Raw genomic sequence first — 25,510 nt, forward strand, 5'->3', positions numbered from 1 at the left:
GGCGCTCATGCAGCGGCGCGTTCGGCGAGACGGCGTTCGATGGCGTCCCAGATCATGCCCGAACTGTCGGTCCCGTTGAACTTGTCGATGGCCACGATGCCGGTGGGGGACGTCACGTTGATTTCGGTCAGCCATTTGCCGCCGATCACGTCGATGCCGACGAAGACGAGGCCTAGCCGCCGCAGTTCCGGCCCCATGGCGTCGCAGATGTCCTGCTCGATCTCAGTCAGCTGTGCCGCCTCGGCATAGCCGCCCTGCGCAAGGTTGGAGCGGAACTCGCCCTCGCCCGGCTTTCGGTTGATCGCGCCGGCAAATTCGCCGTCGATCAGCACGATGCGCTTGTCCCCCTTGGCGATATCCGGAAGGAAGGGCTGCACCATATGCGGCTCCTTCCAGGTCTGGTTGAACATTTCGATCAGCGCGGACAGATTGTCGCCATCTTCGCCGATACGGAACACCGCCTTGCCGCCGTTTCCGTGCAGCGGCTTGATCACGATAGCCCCATGTTCCGCCTGAAAGCGGCGCACCTCGTCCAGCCGCCGGGTGATCAGCGTGGGCGGCATGAAGCGCCGATAATCCAGCACATAAATTTTCTCAGGGGCGTCCCGTACGGCCTTGGGATCGTTGATTACCAGCGTCTCGTCGGCGATCTGCTCCAGCAGCCAGGTGCCGGTGAGATAGCCACTGTCGAACGGTGGATCCTGCCGCATCAGCACCACGTCCACATCTCTACCGAGATCGAGCGTCACTGGCTCGCCCAGCGTATAATGATCGCCTTCGACGCGCTGCACTGTCACCGGAAAAGCGCGGGTGGTGAGCCGACCGTCGTGCCAGGTGAGATCGCGCACATCATAATAGAATTGCTCCACGCCGCGCGCCTGCCCGGCCAGCAAGATCGCGAAGCTGGAGTCGCCGGCGATGTTGATCCCCTCCAGCGTGTCCATCTGAATGGCGGCTTTCATCACGGTTTCCTTCGATCGTTCATTGGCCAGCGTGCCAGACATTGGTCAGGTGGCGCGGCCACCGGCCCGGCGCAAGTAGGATGATATCGAACCGCGCATCGAAGCGTTCCCCGCAATATTGCGGGATGGCCACTTCCGCCGCGGCCACCACCCGGCGGAAGCGATAGGCATCGATGGCCGTTTCCAGTTCCTTTTCACTGGCGCGCGCCTTGACCTCGACAAAGGCCACCACCCTGCCCCGCCGGGCCACGATGTCGATCTCCCCGCGCGGATTGCGCACGCGCTGGCCGAGAATGCGATAGCCGTGCAGCCGCAGCCACCAGGCCGCGATCCGTTCCGCCCGCCGCCCGCGCCGTTCCGCCGCGAGCCGCCGGTTCATCCGCGGCTCTTGAGCGCCGTGGCGCGGACATACAGTTCCTTGCGGTCGAGCCCGAAGCGCTGTGCCACCTCTCCCGCCGCCTTGGACGTCGGCAGGCGTTCCAGGGCCTCCAGCAGCGCCGCCTCGATATCGTCTTCGCTCGCTTCCACCGATTGCTCCACCGGCGGGCCGACCATCAGAACGATTTCTCCCTTGGGCGTCTGCGCGTCGTATTGCGCGGCCAGATCGCCCAGGCTGCCGGTGACCACCTCCTCATGCCGCTTGGTCAGCTCCCGCGCCACGGCGGCCTCGCGGGATCCGCCCAGCAGCTCTGCCATCGCCGCCAGCGTGCGGCCAAGCCGCGGCCCGCTTTCATAAAAGATCAGCGTGGCGCGCAGCGGTTTGAACTCCGTCAATATATCGGCCCGCGCCTTTTCCTTGGTCGGCAGGAATCCGGCGAACAGAAACCGGTCGGTCGGCAGGCCGCTGATCGACAGCGCCATGATCGCCGCGTTCGGCCCTGGCGCACTGGACACCATCACCCCGGCCTCCCGCGCCGCGCGGACGAGCTTGTATCCCGGATCGGAAATCAGCGGCGTGCCGGCATCGCTCACCAGCGCGACCACGCCTTGCTGTGCCGCCGCGATCAGATCGTCCCGCTCCCGCTCGCCGCTATGATCATGATAGGGGCGCATCGGCTTGTGCAGGCCCAGATGGCGCAACAGCTTGGCCGTCACCCGGCTGTCCTCCACCGCCACGATATCGGCGGCCTCCAATATGGCGGCGGCGCGGGCGCTGACATCTGCCAGGTTGCCGATTGGCGTGGCCACGATATAGATGCCGGGAGAAAAATCGGTTTGCATGAGGGTAGGTCATGACAGAAGCAGTTATAGCGCGGCAAGCAGGCGTTGCAGATATCGCCGGAAAAGGTCGCGTCACGACCTTCCTGAAAAAGGGCCGCCTGACGCAGGGCGGTCTGAAAAAAATGGGCGCTGTGGCCGGGTTGATCTTCCTGACGGGGTGCGAGACTCTGGTGCCCAGCGGCGGGCGCCGTCCTCCACCGCGCACCGATACCGCGCCGCCCAGCTCCGCTTCGCAGCAGCCGGGCAATGTCATCACCGCAGACAATAGCCGCCACAAGGTTGCGCTGCTGCTGCCGACCACTGGCGAAAATGCCGACATCGGTCAGTCGATCGCCAATGCGACCACGCTGGCGTTGCTCGATATCAACGCCTCCAATATCCGCATGACCACCTATGATACCGCCAAGGATCCCCGCGCCGCGGCCCAGCGCGCCGTGGCGGACGGCAACAGCCTGATCCTCGGCCCCTTGCTGGGGGACAATGTGGTCACGGTTGCCGGTGTCGCGCAGCAGCGCAATATCCCCATCCTCAGCTTCTCCAATGATTCCGGCGTGGCGGGCCGCAACGTCTTCATCCTGGGCCATCTGCCCAGCCAGTCGATCGACCGTGTGGTCCGCTATGCCGTATCTCAGGGCAAGACGCGCATTGCCGGGCTGGTGCCGCAGAATGTCTATGGCCAGCGGGCGACCGGCGCGCTCAACAGTTCCGTGCGCGCCGCCGGTGGCATGCTGGTCGGCGTGCAGCCCTATGACCGGACCAGCCAGTCCGTGGATGCGGCCACCAAGGCGCTTGCGGCAGCCGGGCCGTTCGACGCCGTGCTGATTGCCGATACCGGGCGCGCCGCGATGGCGGCCGCTCCGCTGCTGCGCCGCAATGGTGCCGGAACCGCGCAGTTCCTGGGCACCGAATTGTGGAACACCGAAAGCGCCCTGGCCGGGTCCATCCCCATGCGCGGCGGAATCTTCGCCAGCGTTTCGGACGATCTCTATCGCCAATATGCCGATAAATATGAAACGCGCTTCGGCCGCATGCCCTTCCGCCTGTCCAGCCTGGGCTATGACGCGGTGCTGCTGGTCGCCAATATCGCCAAGAACTGGAAGGTGGGCACGCCCTTCCCCGTCCAGCGGCTCACCGATCCCGAAGGGTTTATCGGCATCGATGGCAGCTTCCGCCTGCTGCCCAACGGCCTGAACGAACGCAATCTGGAGGTGCAGGAGATTCAGAGTGGCCGTTTCGTCACGATCGATCCTGCGCCGCGCGGTTTCTGACCGGGCTGTTCCTGCGCGATTTTTCCGGGCGGCGGAACGAAGCACGCCGTCGCCCGGTTGATCTCCTGAAACCCATCAGGAGAAATTCATGTCTATCGCCGAAATGATTGCCGACCATCCGCAAGTCCAGAATGAGGACGCGGCGCTCGGCCTGGCCGTGCGCCACGCCATGTATTGCGCCGCGATCGCCAATAGCTGCGCCGATGCCGATAGCGCCGAGGACGGCGATATGCGCCAATGCATCCGCGCCTGTTCGGATTGTTCGGACATCTGCACCGCAACCTATCGCACCGCCAGCCGCCGCACGGCGGGCAATGTGCAGTTGATCATGAGCATGTTCGAACTGTGCATCCAGGCGTGCGAGCGCTGCGCCGAGGAATGCGAAAAGCATGACAATCCCCACTGCAAGCGCTGCGCCACGATGTGCCGCGAAACGATCGAAGATTGCCGCAAGGCGCTTGCGGTCATGAAAAAGGGCAGCTGAAGTACAGCCGACCCGATCATTCTATAGAATTTAGCAAAACCGCCTCTCCTCCCGGATGAGGCGGTTTTCTTATGCGGCTTCCTTGCGCAGCTTGTTGAGCTTTTTCAACACCATCTGGCGCTTCAGACGTGACAGATGATCGATGAACAACACCCCTTCGAGATGGTCCATCTCATGCTGAAGGCAGGTGGCCCAGAGACCGTCCATATCTTCCTCATGCACCTTCCCGTCCAGATCCTGCCAGCGGGCACGAATGGTGGCCGGACGCTCGACATCGGCATATTGATCGGGAACCGACAGGCAGCCCTCCTGATACACGCTGAGATCGTCGGACGGATCGAGAATTTCCGGATTGATGAACACGCGCGGATCGCGCTTCACCGGCTGATGCGTATGCGCATGGCCGTCATGATTGCATGGTTCCGGCTCCGCATCCGGATCGGGCTCCTGCAGATCGATCACCAGCACGCGCTTGGGCACGCCCACCTGGATCGCAGCCAGGCCGATGCCCGGCGCATCGTACATCGTGTCGAACATGTCCTCCACCAGCGTGCGCAACGCGTCGTCGAACTCGGTCACGGGGGTGGAAACGGTTTTCAGCCGGGGGTCCGGCACTTCAAGGATCGGTCTTATAGCCATGGGCGTGAGATAAGATCGCAGCGCGCAGCGGTCAAGCAGGGGAGACGCGGGGCAAACTACGTTCTGTCCTACAAGGTGCGCCATCCGCTACACTCCGCTCATGCGCACCGCCCTAGCCCGTCCTGTCCACTGGCCGACGATGGCCCACGGCTCACCGGGTTTTCACCCGCGCGGCCTGTCGCTTCTGTCACCCTTCGCGCGTCGTTCAGCCGATCGGGCGACGCGCGCGCAGCGCCTGCGCCAAGGTGCCTTCATCCAGATAGTCCATCTCGCCGCCCACCGGCATGCCGTGGGCCAGCTGCGTCAGCCGCACCGGCTTGTCCTCCAGCCGCTCGGCAATGAAATGCGCGGTGGTCTGCCCTTCCAGGGTCGCGTTCATCGCCAGCACCACCTCGTCGATGCCGCCGGCGGTCACCCGCGCAATCAGCTGATCGATCGACAGATCCTCGGGCCGCACGCCTTCCAGCGCGCTCAGCCGGCCACCGAGCACATGATAGCGGCCCGGAAACAGGCGCGATCGGTCGAGCGCCCAGAGATCGGCGACCTCTTCCACCACGCAAAGCGACTTTGCATCGCGCCGTGGATCGAGGCAGATCGCGCACGGATCGGTGGTGTCCACATTGCCGCAGGTGGAACAGGTGGTCAGCGTTTCGCTCACCGCCTTCAACGCGGAGAGGAGCGGCAGCAGCGAACCCTCACGCTTCTTCATCAGATGCAGAACCGCGCGCCGCGCCGATCGCGGGCCCAGACCGGGCAGCCGGGCCAGCGCCTGTGTCAACGCTTCGATTTCTTGAGATGCCATGATCGAAAGGTAGGAAATGCGGAGGTTGAATGAAAGCACCAACAACGCCACACCGTTCCTGCCAAGTACGGCCGTGACGGTTATCCATGCAGCGCGGTGCTTGGCGGATAGCCCTCCTGCCTGCGTATGAGGCCAAACGTTTTGCAACAGACGGGACCGAAGAACCAATGCGCCTAGCCTTTATGGGAACGCCGGACTTTGCCGTGCCGACGCTCAACGCCCTGCAGCTGGCGGGGCACGACATCGCCATGGTCTATTCGCAGCCGCCGCGCCGCGCGGGCCGGGGCAAAAAGGTCACGCCCACGCCCGTCGATGCCCGTGCGCAGGAACTGGGCCTGCCGGTGCGCACGCCCACCTCGCTGCGCAGCGCCGATGAACATGCCTATTTCGCCGGGCTGAAGCTGGATGTCGCCATCGTCGCCGCTTATGGCCTGATTTTGCCGCAGGCGATCCTCGATGCGCCGCGCCTCGGCTGTCTCAACGTCCATGGATCGCTGCTGCCGCGCTGGCGTGGCGCGGCCCCGGTGCAACGCGCGATATTGGCTGGCGACGCGGAGACCGGTGTCACCATCATGCAGATGGAAGCCGGACTGGATACCGGCCCGATGCTCGCCATGGCGGCCACGCCGATCGCGGACCGGACAGCGGGTGAGATCACCGACGAACTGGCCGTGCGCGGGGCCGCACTGATGGCCGAGGTGCTGGACAATATCGGCAGCTATCCCGCTGAAAAACAGCCGGAACATGGCGCGACCTATGCCGCGAAGATCGACAAGGCCGAGGCACGGATCGATTTTGCCGCATCGGGCGACGCGGTCCTTCGCCAGGTGCGCGCGTTCAATCCCGTGCCGGGCGCATTTTTCGAGCATGACGGCGAGCGCTACCGGGTGCATGCCGCCACGCTCCAGGGCAAGGATGGGGCGCCCGGCACGGTGCTGGACGATCGGCTGACCATCGCCTGCGGCACAGGGGCCATCCGCCCCGCGCTCATCCAGCGCGCGGGCAAACCGGCGATGTCGCTGGACGATTTTCTGCGCGGCAATGCCCTGCCCGTCGGTACCATGCTCGCCTGACCCATGCCCCGCTACGCCTTCACCATAGAGTTTGACGGCCGCCCCTATGTCGGCTGGCAGCGCCAGCATAGCGACCCGTCGGTGCAGGCCGCTCTGGAACGGGCGATCCGTACCATCACCGGCGAAGAGGTGACGGTGCATGCCGCCGGGCGCACCGACGCCGGGGTCCACGCGCTGGCCATGCGCGCGCATGCGGACATCGCCATGGCGCTGCCCGCTTTTCGCATGATGGAAGCGCTCAACGCCAAATTACGGCCCGATCCGGTTGCCGTAATCGGCTGCGCGCTGGTGCCAGAGGATTGGCACGCCCGCTTCAGCTGCACCGAACGGCGGTATATCTATCGGATTATCAATCGCCGCGCGCCGCTGACCTTTGAACGCGGCCTGATCTGGCAGGTGAAGCCGCCGCTCGATGAAGATGCCATGCAGGCGGCGGCCGATATGCTGCTCGGCCGGCATGACTTCACCACCTTTCGCTCCGCGCACTGCCAGTCCGCCAGCCCGGTCAAGACGCTCGACCGGCTGGATGTGGAGCGGAACGGCGATGCGATCAGCATCCGCGCGCAGGCCCGTTCTTTCCTGCATCATCAGGTGCGATCAATGGTCGGATGCCTGAAGATGGTGGGGGAAGGCAAATGGCGGGTGGAGGATATGAAGGCCGCACTGGACGCGGCGGATCGCCATGCGCTGGGCTTCAACGCGCCGCCGGACGGCCTCTATTTCGTCGGCGCCAGCTATCCGGGCGAACAGACAATTGCACCATAAAGCTACAGCCCGAACAGGCGCGTCATCGATTTTTCGAGCATCAGCATCTGCCAGATCAGCCGCCCATGATCCCGGCGGCCTGCGATATGGTCTTCCGCCATTCGGTCCAGCGCAACGCCATCGAACCAGCCCGTGCGGGCCAGCGCCGATCGGCTGCCCATGGCCCGCGCCTGCCCTGCCAGCGGCCCGCGAAACCAGGCGCTGATCGGGGTGACAAAGCCCATTTTCGGCCGATACAATATGTCTTCGGGCAGATAGCGCTCCATGGCGCTTTTCATCAGCCATTTGCCCTGCCCGCGCCGCACCCGGAACTTCTCCGGCAAGCGCGCGGCAAATTCGATCAGCCGATGGTCGAGCAACGGCTCGCGCGCTTCCAGGCCCATCGCCATGCTCGCCCGGTCGGTCTTGGTCAGAACGTCTCCGGGCAGCCAGAAGGTGAGATCGGCATATTGCGCCCGGTCCAGCCCAGACCGCGCCGGGGCGTTCTCCATAAGCCGGATCAGCCGGTCTTCTGCGCGGTACTCGCCCAGCGCCCCGCGCATATGGCTGGCATAAAGCGACTGCCGCGCATCCGGGCCGGTCACGCTGAGCGCATCGGCATAGCCCTCCGCCCCGCTGCGGGCGAGCGAGAGCAGCGTCGTCTTGGCGCGCAAGGGCCGCGGTGCCCAATCCGCCTTGGGGTAGATCGCCCCGAGCCCGCCCAGCAGGGAGGATCGCAATCCCGCCGGCAACAGGCCCCGCACGCGCTCTTCCGCGGCATGAAACACCTGGCGGCGATAGCCTGCCAGCGCCTCGTCCGCGCCATCGCCGGACAGCGCCACGGTGACATGCTCGCGCGCCAGCTCGCACACGCTCAGCGTCGGCAGCGCGGAAGCATCGGCAAAGGGCTCGTCATAGATGTCTGCCAGCCGGTCGATCCGCTCGAACTGGTCCGCGCCCACGGTGCGCGCGTGATGGTCGGTCGCGAACCGCTGTGCGATGGTGCGCGCATAATCGCTTTCGTCGAGGCCCTTTTCATCGAACCCGATGGAACAGGTGGTCACCGCCCGGCGCGAGGACTCGGCCATGAGCGCGACCACGCTGCTGCTGTCGACTCCTCCGCTCAGGAAGGCGCCCAAGGGTACATCGGCGACCATGCGGCTCGTGACCGCAGCGCGCATCAGCGCAACCAGCTCTTCCTCCAGCTCACCCACTTTGGCCCTGGAGCGCTGTGTGAAATCGACGTCCCACCAGCGCTGCGGTTCGGCCAGGCCGCCGCCACTGCGAAGCGTGAGACAATGCGCGGCCGGCAGTTTCATCACGCCTTTCACGATCGATCGATCGTCTGGCACATAGCCGAACGCCAGATAATCCTCGACCGCCCGCTCATCCGGCACGCGCCGCAGCAGCGGATGCACCAGCAACGCCTTGAGCTCGGATGCAAACGCAACCGATCCGTCGGACAAGGCGGTGTAAAAAAGCGGTTTTACGCCAAGCCGATCACGCGCCAGAAACAGCGATCTGGTCCGCTGATCGTACAATGCGAACGCGAACATGCCGTCGAGCCGCGAAAGGCAGGCCTCACCCCATTGCGCAAAAGCGGCCAGAATGACTTCCGTATCTCCGTGGGTGGCGAAGACATGGCCCTTGGCTTCCAGCTCGCAGCGCAGGGCGGCGAAGTTGTAAATCTCGCCATTGAAGATGATCTGAAAGCGACCGTCGGCATAGCCCATCGGCTGCGGGCTGCCCTCCAGATCGATGATCGACAGACGGCGATGGCCCAGCCCGATGCCGGGTGCGGTCCACACCCCTTCGCCGTCCGGACCGCGATGCGCGATGGCATCGGTCATGGCACCGATGCGCGCCGGATCGACCGGCTTGGCCGTGCCGATGTGAAATATACCTGCGATGCCACACATGAAGCGGCCCTAGAACAGCATAGCGGCGATGGCGAGCGGCAGCGCGGCAATGCCGACCAGCGCTGCCGCCGCCGGCCGCTCTTCGATCTTTCCGGCAAACGCGCCCTGCAACCGTGCCGGATCGAATGCGGCCGCGTCCGCGCTCTTGTCGAAAAACGGCCAGGCGGCGGCCAGAACGAGTCCGATCACCACGCCGAAAAATATCCAGCCGTAAAAGATATGATCGAACCCCGCCGCAAAATCGAGCCCGTGATAATGCGCGATGATGATGGTGCCCCAGGCGCGGATGCCATTGGCGACAATCGGCACAATCACGCATGCCGCGAGAAACGCGATACGGCGGCGCGCACTGTTAAAACACAGATTGGCAACCAGAGCACCGAGCGCGACCATCGCGATCAGGAATTTCACGCCCGAACAGGCTTCCGCCACATGGAACAGGCCCGCCGGCGTGGCGATATACAGGCCTGAAAGATGCGCGGGAATACCACTCCAGCCGAGCAGAACCATGCTCATCTCGGCCGTCACAATCTGAAGGGGATAAATCAGTTCATCGCCAAACGGCACCAGAAAGAAGGAGAAAAGAAACGGAAAGGCCAGCCCGCGCCCCACCATAGGGCCGGTCAGCGTCAGCACGGCGCTCTGCAGCAAGATCAGCAGGGCCAGATGGCGCGCAAAATTGATATCGAGCATCGCGCCGCCAAGCCAGATCGCCGCCCCCGCCGCGCCCCAGAGTAGGCCCGGCCACCATGCAGCGGGCGTCAGCGCGGCCAGCTCGGCCTTGCGCTGCCAGACCAGCCAGACGATGATCGGCGGCAACAGCAGGCAATGGCTGTAGGTGGAGATGTTCCACCAAATATCGAAAATCTGTGCGCTATCCCGCCAGAACAGCGCGAGGATGACCAGCATGGTGCCGCCGAGCAGTGGCAGCGTGGCGTTCCACAGGGAAGCGTTGCTATCAACGCGGGCGGCCAGAGCGGTCACAGCGAAGCACCATTGGCTGCCGGATCGGATATGCCGAGGATTGGTCCCAACGGCGCCAGCTGGCTGCCCCAGTCATAATGCGTCATGACATGGTGGCGCGCGGCCTGTCCCATGCGGGTGGCGCGGGCAGGATCGGACAATAGCGCGCTGGCCATCTCGGCTTCCTGAGCAGCGCCGTCGGCCACCATCAGATGCTCGCCGGAAACCGCATCGATGCCTTCGAACGCAGCGCCGCTCGCCAACACGGGACGCGCCATGGCCATCGCCTCCAGCACCTTGTTCTGCACGCCGCGCGCGATACGCAGCGGTGCCACGACCAGATCGGCAGCGGCCAGCCAGCTGCGCGTATCGGGCACTTCTCCGGTCACGAAACTACCGTGACATCCGTCCAGTGCGCGAACCTCCGCGCTCGGCGCACGCCCCACGATCGCGAAGCGGGCGGCTGGATGCGCCGTGCGAATCGCGGGCATCGCGTTGCGGGCAAAATCCGCCACCGCCTCGATATTCGGGCGATAATCCATCTGGCCGGTGAACAGGATCAGTGGTCCCTCCGGACGATCCACCAGCGGCACGATGTCCGGATTGGCCGGATCGAAGGTGGAAAAGTCGATCCCGTTGCCGATGGCATGTACCCGCCCGGCCCCGCTGCGCTCCCGGAACAACGCCGCCTCGGCTTCGCTCACGAACAGACTGGCATCGGCGCGGCGGGCGATCCGTTTTTCGACGTCGGCCAGCAATTTGCCCTCGCGCCGGTTGATCCAGCCCATCGGGCCGCCGCCTTCATGGCCATAGCGTTCGAACTTGGCGCTATCGACATCGCCGAAATCCATGACCACCCGGCCCTGAAAGCTTTTGGGAACATATTGCGCCATCTGGCTGGAAAAAATGTGGATCGTCTGGATCCGTGCGCGCTTCACCAGCAAATTGATCTTGCGGCGCATCGTGGGCGAATCGAATGCGACCAGCGAGACTGGCCGCCGCATGGCCAGCGCGCGCAGACCCGCTTTCCACATTGGCCGCAGGCGCGGCTCCAGCACCGTGGATTGCGCAACCGCCTTGAGCGACTCCTCATGCTGCCAGTCGTCGAGCTGATCGACGAAGGCGGCCACATGAACCGGTGCGCGCTCGGTCATCCAGCGCAGCATATGATAGGACCGTATCTTGTCGCCGCGATCCGGTGGCCACGGCATCCGGTGGGCGAGGAAAAGGATACTCATCCCAAACCCTTGGAAAGCCATGGGCCGATCATGTTTGCCACGGGCAGCGGCAGTTTCTGCCAGGCCGACACCATGGCGCGATATTTCGGGCTATTGGGGTTCACGTCCCGCTTCTGCCCGTCCCTGCTCCAGCTGGCATAGCGCAGCGGCTGCGGATCGAACCCCCAGTTTTTCTTGTAACTCCACGGACCGGTGCCGGTCTTGGATCGGCCAAAATCGAAGCGGGTGCAGCCGCGCCCTGCGGCGTGGCGCATCAGGGTAAAATACATGATCTCACTGGCCCGGAGCATGCGCGCCGCATGCACCCCGCCGCCCCAATAGGGCATCACCACGCCGTCATGATAAAGGCTGAGGACGCTGGCCACCGGCGCGCCGTCGTGCAGGACGGTCAGGATATCGGCATGCTCACCGAAGCGGTCCAGAACCTCCGCAAACAAGCGCTTCGGAAAGACCGGCGTGCCTAGATTGCGAACGCTGGTGGCATAGACCTGATAATGCCAATCCCGATCGCGCCGGGCACGGCCAGTTTCCACTTGCAGTCCTGCTTTCAGGCCTTTGCGTATCTCCGCCCGTTGCTTGCGCGGCACGGCCTTCAGCTGCGCTTCCTCGCTGTCGGCCAAATCCCAGGAAAATCCGCAATAGGTCGTCTCGTCGATCTGCCATTCCGGGCCGCCCGGCAATGCCCCGCCGCGCAGCTCCACGGAGGGAAAATCATGGGCACCGGCATGAGCGAGCACGGCTTCGGTCAAGGCTTTGCGCGTGGCATGATCGTCTGTCAGAATGCCGCCGTCGACCGCAAAGCCAGACGATGCCAGCGCCTTGCCGAACAGCGCCGAACGCATCTCGGTGATCGGCACGACGCCGCAAACGCGGCCTGCACGCTCAGCGATCAGATAGAGGCCCTGTTGACCGCAAGCCGCCGCCACGGCAGCCAGCCATTCCGGCCGGTGGAACGGCGTCGTATCGCCGCGTCCTGCGAGAAATTGCGCCGCCTTCTCCATGGCTGCATGGTCATCGAGCCGCGCGGCGGTTATGCTCGGCGTTTCCGGAACAAACGGCATGCTCATGCCAGCCGCAGCTTTTCCAGCTCGGCAACGCTATCCACGCGGCCCCACTCGAAGGCCGCAAGCATCCGGTCCATCTTGGCTTCCATGGCCGACAGATTGGTATAGTGGCGCAGGCGCGATTTCAGCGGCGCATGCGAAACGCGCGGCTGATCGGGGTCGATTTCCCAAGGGTGGAAGTAGAAGATACCGGGCCGGGCATCGCGCTGGTTTACCTGGTTGAACGCCCAGCGGCTGAAGGCATAGGGCAGCATGCGGAACCAGCCGCCGCCACCCGCCGCCAGTCGTTTGCCGGCAAACTCGGCGGTGGTCACCGGCAGTTCGATCAGATCCGATCCGTCGACCGGACGAAAGGCGAAGCGGCCAGCTTCCGGCCAGCCATAATGGTCGCTCTGCACCGGGGCCACGCTCGAGGAATAACCATAGCCGCGCTCGGCCAAAATCTCATGGGCCCAGGGCGTGCGCTTATCGATGGAAAAACTCGGCGCGCGATAGCCTGTCACCATGGCGCCGCTGCTATCTTCCAGCAGTTTCTTCGTGCGGTCGATATTCCGGGAGAAAACCTCCGGGCTCAGTGTAAAAACCCGCTCATGGCCATAGCCGTGACTGGCCAGCTCATGCCCGGCATCGACGATCGCCCGCATCAGCGCCGGGTGCCGCTCGGCCACCCAGCCCAGCGTGAAAAAGGTCGCCTTCACCCCCGCGCGGTCGAACATCTCGATCACCGCATGCGTGTTGCGCTCCACCCGCCGGGTAAGGCTGTCCCAATCGGTCCGGTCGATTGTATGTTCGAACGCACCGACCTGGAACCAGTCCTCGATATCGACGGACATGGCATTCAGGATCGGTCCGTTCTTGATCGGGCCTTGCAACATGGTGCGTGGGGCTCCTCGCCAAATGGATCAGGCGGCGCGAAGATGCGCCGGTTTTTCGTCGCGCTCAACATATTCCAGCAGAATGGTCACGAGCCGCCGGATGGTTTCCTCCTGATCGGCCACGCGGCCAGACAATAGATCGATCCGTTCCGCCAGTTCGTCGATGCGGGCTGCGGAAGCGCCTAGATTATCATGAGACCCGTCATGCCCGGGCGGGGAGTCCTCTGCAGTCGCCTCCATCGCGGGCATCGCCGGTTCGTCATGTTCGGCCATGCCGGCCTCATCAGCGGACGTTTCTTCTGCGCCCTGTTGCGAAATATCACCAAGGTCATGCGCGATCGCGGCCACGGGATCTTCCGGGGCCGCTTCGATCATGGGATCATCGCCCATGTCCGCAGCCCCATCGGCTTCGGGCGCATCATAAACAGGTGGCGGCTTGTCAGGGCGAAAGAAGCGCACCGGCGCGTTCTTCGGTCCATCGAACGCCGTGATGCTCTCCAGCGCCTCGTCCTGTACCGGCTCGTTCGGCTCGATGGACGGTTCCGGAATGTCCGCCACCGCTGCTGCATCGACCGATCGCGGCGTCTCCGGAGGGTTGGTAGCCCGGTCCGCCACGGGCGCATCTCCCTGAATATCGGCCAATACGGTATCGACCAGCGCGCCGTCGATCCGTTCGCGGCGTTCGACCGCCCCCATAAGAAGCACCCGCGTCAGCAGCATGTTCAGCTTGCGCGGCACGCCCCCACTGGCGTCATACAGGCGGCTTATGGCATCGACCGTGATGTCCGGGCGGCCGTTCCAGTCGACCTTGGACAGCCGGTGGATGATATAGGGTTCGATCTCGCTCGCCTGCATCGCATCGAGATGATGGGTGGCGATCACGCGCTGGCGCAACTGTTCCAGACCTGGCGCATCGCGCAGCTTGTCCCGAAATTCCGGCTGCCCCAGCAGGAATATCTGCAACAACGCCTGATTGCCGAGCTGGAAATTGGACAGCATGCGTAGCTCTTCCAGCGTGTCCGTGGGCAGATTTTGCGCCTCGTCCACCACCAGCAGGCAGCGCCGTCCCTCCCGCGCTTCGGCGTGGAGAAAATCTTCCAGCCCGCGCAGCATCTCGCTCTTCGGCTTGCCCGCCATGGAAAGGCCGAAGCTTTCCGTCACCATGCCAAGCAGGTCATGACCTTCGACCTGAGTCGTCACGATGGTCGCGGCGGTCAGCCGCCCTGGATCGACCGTTTCCATGAGATGACGCACCAGCGTGGTCTTGCCCGCACCGATCTCGCCAGTAATGACGATGAAACCTTCGCCCTGCGCCAGCCCATAGCCCAGATAGCTGAGCGCCTTGCGATGCGTGGCGCTTTCGAAATAAAAGCGCGGATCGGGCGTCAGCTGGAACGGGCGTCCGCTCAGTTCATAGAATTGATCATACATCTCGTGATCCCCTGTCGCGTCTTGCTTGCGCGCGCGTTAAAAACTGTACCGCAGGCCAAGCAGTGCCGACGCCGTGAACTCGTCATTGTTCAGATTGAATGCCTGGCTGTCATAATAATCGACACCCAGCGCCGCCGTCGCGTCCAGGCCACGCCAGATGCTGCGATTATATCCCGCATTTGCGCCCAGAGCGAACACCTCGCCAGCGGCAAAGCCTGGATCGAAATAATTGGCGTAGACATTGGCGGTCAGCGTCGAAAGCGCATCCAGATCCCGCGAAAGGAACAGATTGGCGAAATAATTCTGATCGGTCGTGCCGTTGATCGCCGCCTGCACACCGCTATCGGAAGTCAGGAATTTGCGCCGGTTATATCCCAGCGCCAGCCCGGCCTTCCATCCTGCCATATCGGTGGAATAGCTGCCGGTAATGCCGCGCGAGCGGAAGGCGACGCCGGAGGCGGACTGCAGCACATCGTCGAAACAGACGCCCGTGGCCGTGCCGAACGCACAGCTGCTGACGTCGCCCGTCAGGGGATTGCGGAAGGACTCGAAATCGGTCGGCAGACCGGCCAGGCGATCGCGCAACAGGCTGCCATATCCGGTCACGCTGTCATAAACGGACACGCCGAGCGAGGATCGCTGATTGGGCTGCCAGCTGAACGTGCCGCTGAAAGTCTCGCTGCCATAACGCTGGCCGACCCGCGCCTCGAGCGAGGTGCGGCGGCTGGGCCGCCACAGCACGCCCACATCCCAGATGAAGCCGTCCTGCTCATAAGCCAGCAATCGCGGGCTGGACCGATCCACGATCAGTCGCCCGGCATCGTCGGTGAGGACATTGCCATTGGCATCGCGCTGCACATCGCGCTCGGAAATCTCGATTTCCTCATAGCCCGCACCGCCGACGGCGGCCAAGGTCGGGCTAACGGGGACGGTCAGGTCCACCCGGCCATAGACATTCTCGAACCGGTTATCGAGCGCGCCTGCATCCTCGCGCTGATATCCGCCGCCGACTGCCCAGCCGATTGGCAGCACGCCGCCCGCCTGCTGGCCGATCGTGGCGCTGGCCGAATGGCTGGTGCTTTCATCGAAGGGCAGCACTCCGCCAAGGCCGACAGCGGAATCGATGCCGTCATCCTCCAGCCGGGTATAACCGGCCCGGTACGCTGCGCCGATCGTGACGCCGTTGGTCTGCACCCCGATGGTCGGCCCGGCGTACACCGAATAGATCTGGCTGGTATTGGCCGGATTGCCGACCAGATTGCTGGGCCGCGCGCCGGCTCCATCGACCCGGGTGCGTGCGGCAAGACCGCCCGCATCGACGGAAATTCCCCGCGCCAGCTTGACGCTGCCGGATGCCAGGCCGGTCACATAATCGCTGTCCGCCAGATCGTCATCATAGGTAATCAGCCGCTCATAGCGCGCACTGATCCCGGCCTCGACGCGCTGCTGGCTGATGCGCGCATCCACGCCAGCGGCGACGGTGGTGTAGGTGACGATATCGCTCTGACCATTGCCGCCGGTAAAGGCCACCTGATCCACTTCGATATAGGGCGTGATATCGCTGCGCACGCGGCTTGAGGAACGCGTCGTCGACGGCACTTCGTCCAGCGTTTCGGTTTCCAGCTGCGGCCCTGCCCCGTCGCTGGGCGGTGCATCATAGCTGGCGCCATAATCCTGCGCGGCCAGCGGCGCGCCAAGGGCGGCCAGCGTGAGCGCCATGGATAGTCTGTAGGGGGCCATCATCATGATGCTCCATGTCCATAATAGGAACCGAACTTGCGGCCGGTGGTGGAAAACTGCGTTCCGTTCAGCAGCAGGCGGATATGCTCGCAGCCGCCGAGCAGACCCAGCGCATCGCGCAGCGCCGCATCGCTGGTTTCGTCGGCCTTGACCACGAGCAACACCTGTCCGGCATGCATCGCCAAGACGCCGGCCGGTGACGCCGCCAATGCGGGTGGGCTGTCGAATATGACGATCCGGTTCGGGTCCGCTGCTTCCAGCCGCTGAAACACGGTTTGCGTGCGGTGCGACGCTAGATATTCAGTATCGGCTTTGTTCTGCATGCCTGACGGCAAAATGGTAAATCCCGGTATGTCGGTGCCCAGGATCAGGCTTTCGACATCGCGGTCCGGATCGGCCAGCGCGTCCATCAGTCCTGGAATGGTCACGCCGTCCGCATCCTGCGGATCGATGCCCAAGGTCGGAAGAATGGAGGGTCGCGCGAAATCCGCATCGACCAGCAAAACCCGGGTGTCGCGCTCCGTGGCAAGAGCCAGCGCCAGATTGATGGCGCAGAAGGTCTTGCCCTCATCCGCATTGGCGGAGCAGACCAGAATGCGCCGGCCATGCGGTATGGGCTCCATACCCTTGGCGCCATTGGCCCATAGCAGCAGCTGGCGTTTGACGATGCGGAATTCTTCGAGCAGTTTGCCGACTGCTCCGTCAGGAACGATCAGATTATTCTGGCGCAGGGTAGCACGGTCGATCTCGACCCTTTGGCTGGGCTCGCGGCGGGCCGGCGCTGGCTGCGCCTTGGCTTGGCTGCGCTGATAGGATTCTTCAGCGCCCCCCACCTGACGACGCAGCGCGGCACCAAAATCATAGATTTCGGCGGCACGCTCCAGGAGCGAGGGCTGATGCGCAGCAGGATCATTGTTGGTCATGCATATATCCTTCACGCTACCGAGCCACGCTGGACGAATTCCACCATCATCAGCATCAGAAAGACAATGGCGAGCGCGCCCGCGCCACCATAGAAGAGACGCTGGCGCTTTTTGCGGGCGGCACGCTGGGCATCGGTCAGCATTTCCGAAATCGATCCGATCACCGGCAGACCGCTGGCGCGTTCCAGCGCGGCGGGCGTGGGAAAGCTGGTGCGCAGCTGCGACATGGCAAAGGCAATCCCGGCGCCGCCGCCAAGGCCCAGCAGCAGCACGCCCGTCAGCAGGAGTGGGCGGTTCGGCGCGGCGGGCACGCGGCTGGCGCTCGGCGGCGTGACCACCCGGAACTGCGTGAGATCCGATTCCTGCTCCACGTCACCGCGCAGACGAATATTTTCGCGTTCCGCCAAAAGCTTGTCATATTGCTGCTTCAGCACATCATAATCCTGGCTGATGCGCTCATATTCCGCCTGCACGCCTGGCTCGGCGGACTGTCTGCCCATCAGACGGCTGACATCGCTCTCCAGGGCCGCTTTGCGGGAGCGCAAGGCCGCCACCGCCGCGTTGCGGTCGGCCTGCATGGACTGCAGTGAGCTGTAGGCCGGATTGGGCGTGCGATAGCTGCCCGCGCCCGCATTGGACGGTGCGCTGGCCGCGCCGCGCAGACTGGCGATCTGATTCTTCATGGCGATGACATCGGGATGGCTGTCGGTCCAGCCGCGTGCCCGCGCCGAAGCCAGTTCGCCCTGCAACTGCGCCATCTGATTGGCCGCCGGATTGCCTCCACCGCCGCCTGGAATGGGCGTCGAGATTGTGGGCGGCGTACCGGCCAGCTGACCATTGAGCGCGGCGAGCGAGCTTTGGGCGGATGCCAGCTGGCTATCGATCTGCCCCAGTTCCGTGCGGGCCGCCAGGAGCTGCTGGCTGGCGGACCCGGCCCCCGGGAGCAGCCCGAGATTCTGGGTTTCAAACGCCACGCGCTTCTGCTCGGCTGCCTGCAGTTCCTGCTGCCGGTCGGCCAACTGCTGGTCCAGAAAGCGCAGCGCCGTGCCGGTGCGGCCTGCACCGCCCGCGATATTCTCCTCCTGAAATATATCGATCACTTTCTGCGCAATATCTCGGGCCAAGCCGGCTGCCTCCCCGTCCGTGCGTCCACTGCTGGACTGCATGACGCTGATATCGACCAGATTGGCCTGCTCGGATTTCACCATGATATTCTGGCGCAGCGCCACGATCTTGCCGGCCATGTCCGCATCCGACGATACGGAATCGCCCAGCGCAGTGCCGCGTACGACCTTTTCCAGATTGTCCGCAGACAGCAGCGTTTGCTGGATCCGGTCCAGCTTCTGCCGCTGGTCGGCACGGTCGTCGATGACATTGGTGGACAGCATCGCCTGATCGCCAACGAACAGCTGCGCACGCGATTCATAAACGTTCGGAATCAGCGCGATGACCAGCCAGCCGAGAAGACAGATGCCCCACGCCACGGCCAGTGCGAACCAGCGCCGTTTCCACACGCGGTAGAGCGCGATACGGATTTCGTCGAAGAGACCGTTCAAGACAGACATTCCTTCATGAACAGAGCGATCAGAACATGCTTTCCGGAATAATGATCACGTCGCCGGGGCGCAGCAGGACATTGGCCTTGCTGTCGCCGCGTTTGAGCAGATCATCGATCCGAACGGAATATTCGCGCTGCACGCCGGATTCGCGATCGGCACGGATCAGGCGGGCCTTGTTGCCGGCAGCAAATTCGCTGAGCCCGCCAACCGCGATCATCGCATCCAACAGCGTCATGTTCGCACGATAAGGAATCGAGGCCGGCTTGTCGGTGGCACCGACGATGCGGACCTGCTGAGAGAAGGTGCCGGCAAAGCTCTTCACGATTACCGACACGATCGGATCGTTGATATATTCCGCCAGACGCAGCTTGATATCGTCGGAAAGCTGCTTGGGCGTCTTGCCGGTGGCGGGCAGGTCGGTAATCAACGGCGTGGTGATGCGGCCATCCGGGCGCACCTGCACCGTGGCACCCAGTTCCGGATTGCGCCAGACGAAGATCTGGAGCTCATCCAACGGGCCGATAACATATTGCTCGCTGGGCGCTTCGGTCTGCGACACATAGGTTGCGGGCGGCAGTTGCGGCCCCGGCGCCGGTCCGGCGCATGCCGAAAGCAGCGCTACGCCGGACAAGAAAGCCGCCGCCCTGATCTTCATGTTCGCCATAATAAAGTACCTCTTTGGATCTCCGCCACGCGCGCATATCGAACGAACGGATGTCTTGATGATGGCATGCACCAAAAGGGTGAACAGACCATTAGTATTGAACCGGAATTGGATCCGATTGCTGTCATAAGAACCCATATTGGCAACGAATATGCTGCCTGTTTGGACGCATAGGGGACCGCCTTGGCCGGTGCTGACCGTTGCTCAGATCAACAGTTCCGCCGCCGGTCCCTGACCGAGGAAATTGGCCGGCGACGCGCTGGCGCCATATGCTCCGGCACAGAAGATCGCGACCAGATCTCCCACATCGGCACGGGGCAACATGGCCTGGTCCGACAACCGGTCCAGCGGCGTGCATAGACATCCTACCACAGATTGCACGTCTTCGGCAGTGGCATCGAACCGGTTGGCAATGGCAACCGGATAATTGCGCCGAATGACGGTCCCGAAATTTCCGCTCGCGGCCAGTTGATGGTGCAAACCGCCATCGGTGATCAGGAATGTTTCGCCGTGGCTGATTTTTCGGTCGATCACCCGGGTGAGATAGACGCCCGCCTCGCCAACCAGATAGCGCCCGAGCTCTATCGCAAAATGCGTATCGGCCAAAATCGACGCGCGCCCGGCCAGTTCTGCGGAAAGCGCCCGCCCCACCGCCTCGATATCGACCGGCTCGTCTCCGGGGAAATAGGGGATGCCATAACCGCCGCCCAGATTGACATGCGGCGGCGTCACGCCGGCCTCTTCCGCCAGCCGCGCCGCCAGAGCGATCGTCTGGCTCTGCGTTTCGATCAGCGCGTCCGCCTTCAGCGCCTGGCTGCCGGCATAGATGTGAAAACCCCGCCAGTCCGCGCCCGCATCGATCAGACGCCGCACCAGCACCGGCACCCGTTCCTCGTCGATCCCGAACTGCTTGGCCCCGCCGCCCATCTTCATGCCCGATCCCTTGAGATCGAAACTGGGATTGACGCGAATGGCGATTTTCAGCGGTTTTCCAATGCGCGCAGCAATAGCCAGCGCGCGTTCGGCCTCACCCTCGGATTCGCAATTGAGGGTGACGCCATGGCCGATGGCCGCTTCCAGTTCGGCGTCGCGCTTGCCCGGTCCGGCAAAGCTGATGCGGGCCGGGTCGACGCCGGCGTTTATCGCCAGCGCCAGCTCTCCGCCGCTGGCAATGTCAAACCCGTCCACCAGCCCATTCATATGCTGGAGCAGCGGCCCGAAGGGGTTGGCTTTCATCGCATAATGGATGGCCAGTTGCTGCGGCATCGCAGCGCGTAGCCGCGCGAATGTTTCGCTCAACAATGCGCGCGAATAGACGAACAACGGTGTCTCGCCCGCCTGCGCGGCCACATCGGTGATCTTCACCTCGCCGATCGCCAGCGCGCCGTCCAGGGCCGAAAAGCCGTCTGGAATAGGTCCGGTCTTCTTCATGCAGCCACCCGCGCCTGCAGCGCCGTCCGGTCGATCTTGCCATTGGCGTTTTTAGGAAACGCGTCGAGCCAGATGACCTCGCTCGGTTGCATGAAATTGGGGAGCGTGGCCTTCAGATGCTGGCGCAGCGCCGTCTCGTCTCCGGTGCCGCGCGCAAACAGCACGATGGCCTCCCCCAGCGCAGCGTCCTTGCGCCCCATCGCGCAGCTTTCGGCCACCGCCTCGCTGGCATCGGCGGCCTCTTCGATCTCTTGGGGGGATATGCGATTGCCGCTCGTCTTGATCATCGCATCGTCCCGGCCCACGAAATATAGCAGGCCGTCCGCGCCGCGTCGCACGGTATCGCCGGACCACACGGCAGTGCCGCCAGAATGCGAAAAGGCCGGCGCCGGTTTGAAGCGCATCGCCGTGCGCTCGGAATCGCGCCAATAGCCCTGCGCCACCAGCGGCCCAGCATGAACAAGCTCGCCGGGCTCATCGGGCGCGGCTTCCGTTCCGTCCGCAGCCACCACGAGGATTTCGGCATGCGGTATCGCCTTGCCCATCGAGGTAGGGTTATCATCGATCAGCATGGGATCCAGATAGGTAGACCGGAATGCTTCGGTAAGACCGTACATCGCGTAGATCTCGGCCGAGGCGAAGATGCCGCGCAACTTGGCCACCAGCCCCGGCGTCAATGCGCCGCCGCTGTTGGTCAGCCGCCGCATTGAAGAAACGGCGTCGTCCGTCCAGCCTTGCTCCACCAGCTGGACCCAGAGTGGCGGTACTGCCGCTAGCGTAGTCACGCCATGTCTTGCGCAGGCCTTCACGACATCCTTCGGTGTCAGATAATCGAGCGGCGCCACCGACGCGCCGGCAGCCCAGCTGCTGAGCAGCTGGTTCTGGCCATAGTCGAAACTCAGCGGCAACACCGCCAGCGTCACGTCGTCGGACGCGAGCTTCAGATATTGCGCCACGCTCAGCGCGCCCAGCCACAAATTGGCATGGCTCAGCATCACGCCCTTCGGCCGGCCGGTCGATCCGGATGTGTAGAGGATCGCCGCAAGGTCGTGCACGTTGCGATGATCCGATGACGCACCAAGACTGTCGCCATCTTCGTTGAGAGCGGCCTCCGCCTGCCCTTCCTCGATCGCTGCGGCGTCGTGCAGATCGGCGGTTTCGAGGGTGCTGAGACGGGCCTTGCCGGCGATCAGAAGACGCGCGCCGCTATCGCCCAGAATATGATCGACCTGCGCGCGTTTCAGCAGCGGATTGATCGGCACATGGATCAGTTCGGCGCGCGCGGCCGCCAGCGGCATCAGGCAGGCTGTTTCGGTCTTGCCCATCCAGCTCGCCACCCGGTCACCTGAATTCAGACCGTGATCGCGCAACCAGCTGGCCAGTTTACCGATACGGAGATTTAACGCCTGATAGCTTATGGCGCCTCCACGCAGATGCAGGGCATCATCATCGGGCTTGCCACGCAGCGCCAGATGATCGAGCGGAAGGATAACGGGATGCGACATGAGCAGGTAACCGAAGCTCCGCTTGGAGAGGAAAGAATGGCGGAATACGTGGCGTCAAAAGGTGAATATCACGATAATTTTCAGGATGCGAGCGTCCGTGCGGCGCTGTCGCGTCCGGCGCAGACCAGGCTGTTCGACAGAGCCGACTGGCTGGCGCCGCTGCACGCCGCCGCCTTCGAAGATCAACCGCTGCAACTGCTGCAACTGCGTCAACCTATGGGCGAGATCTGGCTGCCGCTGGTGCAGGAGAATGCTGGCAAGCTGAAGGCGCTGGCAAATTGGTACAGCTTTCGCTGGTCACCACTTTTTTACGCGCTGGAAGATCCCGCCTTTCGCCTGCCCCTGCTGCGTGATGCGGCGGTGGCGCTGAGATCCCGGGCTCGCGCCGTCACCTTTTCTCCATTGGCCGAAAGCGATGCACAGCAGATGCGCACGGCGTTCACCGCAGCCGGCTGGCAGGTCGACGTGGAGCAATGTGACGAAAACCACATCCTGCATGTAAACGGCCGCAGCTTTGAGGAATATTGGGTGCAGCGACCCGGCAAGCTGCGCAGCACCGTCAAGCGCAAGGGCAAGTCCGGCGCGGTCACCTTGCGCATTCTCGACCATTTCGATGAAGCCGCCTGGGCCGATTATCAGACCGTCTACGCGCGCAGCTGGAAGCCCGAGGAAGGCAGCCCGGATTTCTTGAAAACCATCGCGCGGATCGAAGGTGCCCATGGCGCGCTGCGCCTTGGCCTCGCTTATATCGACGGCACCTGCGTGGCGGCGCAGTTCTGGACCTGCGAGCATGGGGAAGCGCTGATCCACAAGCTGGCCTATGACGAACGCCATGCCAAGGCGTCCGCCGGCACGCTGTTGACCCACGCATTGTTCCGGCATGTGATCGATGAGGACAAGGTCGATCTGGTCGATTACGGCACCGGTTCGGACGCGTATAAGCGCGACTGGATGGAGGCCGTGCGCCCGCGCTTTCGCCTGACGGCCATGCGCCCCTTTCACCCGGCCAACTGGCCCGAGATGATCCGCTCTTCACTCGGCCGCGCGCTCGCGCCGCTTGTGCGGCGCGCGGACAATGTCTAGGGGCGTCGCTGCAACGCGCTCTATTCAGGGGAATTCCAGCCTGTGGCACATGATATGCAAGCCGATATTGCGGTTCGATCGGTCCTGGTCGACGTGCTGGGCCTCGATGCCGAGCGTGTGGCCGCGTTCGACGCCGATACCGAGCTGTTCGGCGCCATTCCCGAACTTGATTCCATGGCGGTGGCCGGTCTGCTGACCGAGCTGGAAGACCGGCTGGACATCGAGATCGACGATGACGATGTCGATGCGGAAATCTTCGAGACATTCGGCAATCTGGTCGCCTTTGCCGAGGCGAAACAGGATTGATGCCCGGCGCGCTGCGCCATCTCTCCTATACTATAGACGGGCTGGCCGAACAGCTGCTCGTGATTGGCGACGGGAGCCCCAGGGTCCTGTTCGTGCCGCCCCTGTTCGATGAAATGAACCGCATGCGCCGCACGCTGGTGCTGGCCATGCATGCGCTGGCGCAGCGCGATATCGCATCCGCGCTGATGGATCTGCCCGGCTGCAATGAAAGTCTCGCCCAGCTCGATACGCAAAGCCTGACGCGCTGGCGGGATGCCGTGGTCGCCGCTGCAGCCGTCACGGAGCCAGATTGCCTGGCATCTTTACGCGGCGGTTGCCTGATCGATGACGGGGCAGACCCAGCGCATCGCTGGCGGCTTTCTCCTGCCAAGGGAGCCAGCCTGCTGAAGACATTGCTGCGCACACGAATAGCGGGCGAGCGCGAGGATGGCCGGACCGTCACCGCCGCGCAGCTTATCGAACAGTCCAGGCTCGCGCCGATCGAGCTGGCCGGCAACTGGCTTGGCCCGCAGATGGTGGCCGAGTTGCATGACGCCTTGCCCGCTGCGCTGCCTGCCCGGGAGGTGAAGCCGGGAACCGGCCCATCGACCATCACCGGCTCCGCTCTGTGGCTGCGCGCCGAACCGGGCGAAGACGCGGCCATGGCCCATGCCATAGTCAGCGATATCGCGCAGTTGATGGCATGAGGCGCTTCATCAGCTTTTCCTGCGATGGCGACCATCTGGCCGCTACGCTGGATGAGGCGCCCGGCACCACCGGGCTGCTCATCGTCAGCGGCGGCAATGAAATTCGCAGCGGCGGGCACGCCAATCAGGCCAGGCTCGCGGCCTGGGCCGCTGGCGAGGGCCACCCCGTCTTTCGCTATGACCGCCCCGGGATCGGGGACAGCGCAGGAATGAACCGGGGCTATCTGGAAGGTGGGCCGGCGCTGCGCGCCGCCGTCACCGCATTTCGCGATGCCTGTCCCAGCCTCGACAGGATCGTCGCCTTCGGCAATTGCGACGCGGCCGCCCTGCTGATCCACTGTGCCAGCGATCTGGATATCGATGCGCTGCTGCTGGCCAACCCCTGGCTGATCGAGCCTTCCGAAACGCCGGACTTGGCCGACGGTGCGGCGGATGGCCCGTCCCCCATGCCGTCCCCCATGCCATCCAGCGCCGCCATCCGCGCTCGCTATCTGGCGCGGCTGAAAAATCCGGTCCGGCTGCTGCGTGACCTGATGGGCGGCGCGATCGACCTGAGAAAATTTGCCGCCGGATTGGCCAGGCTGCGCGCAAGGCAGGCACCCTCCCCGCTGGCCGCCCGGGCGGCGGCGGCGCTGGAAGCGTTGGAAACGCCGGCGACCATCCTGATCGCACAGGCCGATGCCACGGCGCTCACCTTCATGGCCGCCTGGAAAAGCCCGCTTTTCCGCAAGGTACAGCGCAATCCGCACGTGCGATTGACCGCCCATGCCACCAGTTCGCACAGTTTCTCCGACGCATCGTCCCAGCGCTGGTTGCGCGAGGAAATATTGGACAGTCTGCAAAAAGTCTGAGCGCGGGAAGAACAGGCAGCTGGCCTGTTGACGCCCCTGCAACCCCGCCCTATAGGCCTGCGATCCGCGCGGCGACTGG

General features: G+C 63.9%; 25 protein-coding genes. 8 read left to right on the plus strand and 17 right to left on the minus strand.

Annotated elements, in window-relative coordinates; all coding sequences use genetic code 11:
* Positions 1–5: 5 nt before the first annotated feature.
* The 3 genes from gshB to rsmI are packed head-to-tail and all read right to left on the minus strand — an operon-like array spanning position 6 to position 2,183.
* Entirely contained in the window at positions 6–962 is a 957-nt protein-coding gene (gene gshB, locus G410_RS0104610) for a glutathione synthase (protein WP_028971062.1), read from the minus strand.
* Between the two features lie 19 nt (positions 963–981).
* Entirely contained in the window at positions 982–1,341 is a 360-nt protein-coding gene (locus G410_RS0104615) for a YraN family protein (protein WP_022672482.1), read from the minus strand.
* On the minus strand, positions 1,338–2,183 hold the full coding sequence (rsmI, locus tag G410_RS0104620) for a 16S rRNA (cytidine(1402)-2'-O)-methyltransferase (RefSeq protein WP_022672483.1): 846 nt from the start codon (positions 2,181–2,183) through the stop codon (positions 1,338–1,340). The genes G410_RS0104615 and rsmI overlap by 4 nt, the downstream gene beginning before the upstream one ends.
* A gap of 11 nt (positions 2,184–2,194) precedes the next feature.
* Here rsmI and G410_RS0104625 point away from each other — a divergent pair, with 11 nt between their 5' ends.
* Together G410_RS0104625 and G410_RS0104630 are read left to right on the plus strand one after the other, a co-directional pair.
* Positions 2,195–3,451, plus strand: coding sequence for a penicillin-binding protein activator (locus tag G410_RS0104625; RefSeq protein WP_022672484.1), 1,257 nt, complete (start codon positions 2,195–2,197; stop codon positions 3,449–3,451).
* An 88-nt stretch (positions 3,452–3,539) separates the two neighbouring features.
* On the plus strand, positions 3,540–3,935 hold the full coding sequence (locus tag G410_RS0104630; RefSeq protein ID WP_022672485.1) for a four-helix bundle copper-binding protein: 396 nt from the start codon (positions 3,540–3,542) through the stop codon (positions 3,933–3,935).
* 69 nt (positions 3,936–4,004) lie between these two features.
* On the opposite strand, the gene def is transcribed toward G410_RS0104630, so the two are convergent.
* Positions 4,005–4,574: a peptide deformylase gene (gene def / locus G410_RS0104635; RefSeq protein WP_022672486.1), complete on the minus strand. Its 570-nt coding sequence runs from the start codon at positions 4,572–4,574 to the stop codon at positions 4,005–4,007.
* Positions 4,575–4,779: 205 nt separating this feature from the next.
* A complete protein-coding gene (gene recR / locus G410_RS0104640) occupies positions 4,780–5,376 on the minus strand; it encodes a recombination mediator RecR (RefSeq protein ID WP_028971064.1) in 597 nt (198 codons plus the stop codon).
* A gap of 167 nt (positions 5,377–5,543) precedes the next feature.
* On the opposite strand from recR, the gene fmt reads away from it, so the two are divergent.
* A complete protein-coding gene (gene fmt, locus G410_RS0104645) occupies positions 5,544–6,449 on the plus strand; it encodes a methionyl-tRNA formyltransferase (protein ID WP_028971065.1) in 906 nt (301 codons plus the stop codon).
* A gap of 3 nt (positions 6,450–6,452) precedes the next feature.
* On the plus strand, positions 6,453–7,214 hold the full coding sequence (truA, locus tag G410_RS0104650) for a tRNA pseudouridine(38-40) synthase TruA (RefSeq protein WP_022672488.1): 762 nt from the start codon (positions 6,453–6,455) through the stop codon (positions 7,212–7,214).
* A 2-nt stretch (positions 7,215–7,216) separates the two neighbouring features.
* On the opposite strand, the gene G410_RS0104655 is transcribed toward truA, so the two are convergent.
* The 12 genes from G410_RS0104655 to G410_RS0104710 all read right to left on the minus strand — a co-directional run bounded on the left by G410_RS0104655 (position 7,217) and on the right by G410_RS0104710 (position 22,505).
* Positions 7,217–9,112, minus strand: coding sequence for an XrtA/PEP-CTERM system amidotransferase (locus tag G410_RS0104655; RefSeq protein WP_022672489.1), 1,896 nt, complete (start codon positions 9,110–9,112; stop codon positions 7,217–7,219).
* 9 nt (positions 9,113–9,121) lie between these two features.
* A complete protein-coding gene (gene xrtA, locus G410_RS15640; protein WP_022672490.1) occupies positions 9,122–10,096 on the minus strand; it encodes an exosortase A in 975 nt (324 codons plus the stop codon).
* Entirely contained in the window at positions 10,093–11,313 is a 1,221-nt protein-coding gene (locus G410_RS0104665) for a TIGR03087 family PEP-CTERM/XrtA system glycosyltransferase (protein ID WP_022672491.1), read from the minus strand. The genes xrtA and G410_RS0104665 overlap by 4 nt, the downstream gene beginning before the upstream one ends.
* The gene (locus tag G410_RS0104670; RefSeq protein ID WP_022672492.1) at positions 11,310–12,380 is read right to left on the minus strand and encodes a FemAB family XrtA/PEP-CTERM system-associated protein; all 1,071 of its coding nucleotides are present in this window, start codon (positions 12,378–12,380) and stop codon (positions 11,310–11,312) included. The genes G410_RS0104665 and G410_RS0104670 overlap by 4 nt, the downstream gene beginning before the upstream one ends.
* On the minus strand, positions 12,377–13,252 hold the full coding sequence (locus G410_RS0104675; protein ID WP_022672493.1) for an XrtA system polysaccharide deacetylase: 876 nt from the start codon (positions 13,250–13,252) through the stop codon (positions 12,377–12,379). The genes G410_RS0104670 and G410_RS0104675 overlap by 4 nt, the downstream gene beginning before the upstream one ends.
* Positions 13,253–13,279: 27 nt before the next feature.
* A complete protein-coding gene (locus G410_RS0104680) occupies positions 13,280–14,683 on the minus strand; it encodes an XrtA/PEP-CTERM system-associated ATPase (protein ID WP_022672494.1) in 1,404 nt (467 codons plus the stop codon).
* A 36-nt stretch (positions 14,684–14,719) separates the two neighbouring features.
* The gene (locus tag G410_RS0104685) at positions 14,720–16,429 is read right to left on the minus strand and encodes a porin family protein (protein WP_156851855.1); all 1,710 of its coding nucleotides are present in this window, start codon (positions 16,427–16,429) and stop codon (positions 14,720–14,722) included.
* Entirely contained in the window at positions 16,426–17,346 is a 921-nt protein-coding gene (locus G410_RS0104690) for an AAA family ATPase (protein ID WP_022672496.1), read from the minus strand. The genes G410_RS0104685 and G410_RS0104690 overlap by 4 nt, the downstream gene beginning before the upstream one ends.
* An 11-nt stretch (positions 17,347–17,357) precedes the next feature.
* Positions 17,358–18,902: an XrtA system polysaccharide chain length determinant gene (locus G410_RS0104695; RefSeq protein WP_028971069.1), complete on the minus strand. Its 1,545-nt coding sequence runs from the start codon at positions 18,900–18,902 to the stop codon at positions 17,358–17,360.
* Positions 18,903–18,930: 28 nt separating this feature from the next.
* Positions 18,931–19,560, minus strand: a complete 630-nt coding sequence (locus tag G410_RS0104700; protein WP_028971070.1) for an XrtA/PEP-CTERM system exopolysaccharide export protein — start codon at positions 19,558–19,560, stop codon at positions 18,931–18,933.
* A 213-nt stretch (positions 19,561–19,773) separates the two neighbouring features.
* Complete coding sequence (locus G410_RS0104705; RefSeq protein ID WP_022672499.1) at positions 19,774–21,000, minus strand: pyridoxal-dependent decarboxylase, exosortase A system-associated; 1,227 nt, start codon at positions 20,998–21,000, stop codon at positions 19,774–19,776.
* Entirely contained in the window at positions 20,997–22,505 is a 1,509-nt protein-coding gene (locus G410_RS0104710; protein WP_022672500.1) for an acyl-CoA ligase (AMP-forming), exosortase A system-associated, read from the minus strand. The genes G410_RS0104705 and G410_RS0104710 overlap by 4 nt, the downstream gene beginning before the upstream one ends.
* Before the next feature lie 48 nt (positions 22,506–22,553).
* On the opposite strand from G410_RS0104710, the gene G410_RS15645 reads away from it, so the two are divergent.
* From G410_RS15645 to G410_RS0104730, 4 genes are read left to right on the plus strand one after another with little or no spacing between them, the layout of a single operon-like run.
* Positions 22,554–23,588, plus strand: coding sequence for a GNAT family N-acetyltransferase (locus G410_RS15645; protein WP_162604070.1), 1,035 nt, complete (start codon positions 22,554–22,556; stop codon positions 23,586–23,588).
* A 54-nt stretch (positions 23,589–23,642) separates the two neighbouring features.
* A complete protein-coding gene (locus G410_RS0104720; protein ID WP_022672502.1) occupies positions 23,643–23,894 on the plus strand; it encodes a phosphopantetheine-binding protein in 252 nt (83 codons plus the stop codon).
* Positions 23,894–24,580: an alpha/beta hydrolase family protein gene (locus G410_RS0104725; RefSeq protein ID WP_022672503.1), complete on the plus strand. Its 687-nt coding sequence runs from the start codon at positions 23,894–23,896 to the stop codon at positions 24,578–24,580. The genes G410_RS0104720 and G410_RS0104725 overlap by 1 nt, the downstream gene beginning before the upstream one ends.
* On the plus strand, positions 24,577–25,431 hold the full coding sequence (locus G410_RS0104730; protein ID WP_022672504.1) for a hydrolase 1, exosortase A system-associated: 855 nt from the start codon (positions 24,577–24,579) through the stop codon (positions 25,429–25,431). Before G410_RS0104725 ends, G410_RS0104730 begins: the two co-directional genes overlap by 4 nt.
* Positions 25,432–25,510: the final 79 nt, after the last annotated feature.

The organism is Novosphingopyxis baekryungensis DSM 16222 (genome assembly GCF_000420305.1).
Classification (GTDB): Bacteria; Pseudomonadota; Alphaproteobacteria; order Sphingomonadales; family Sphingomonadaceae; genus Novosphingopyxis; species Novosphingopyxis baekryungensis.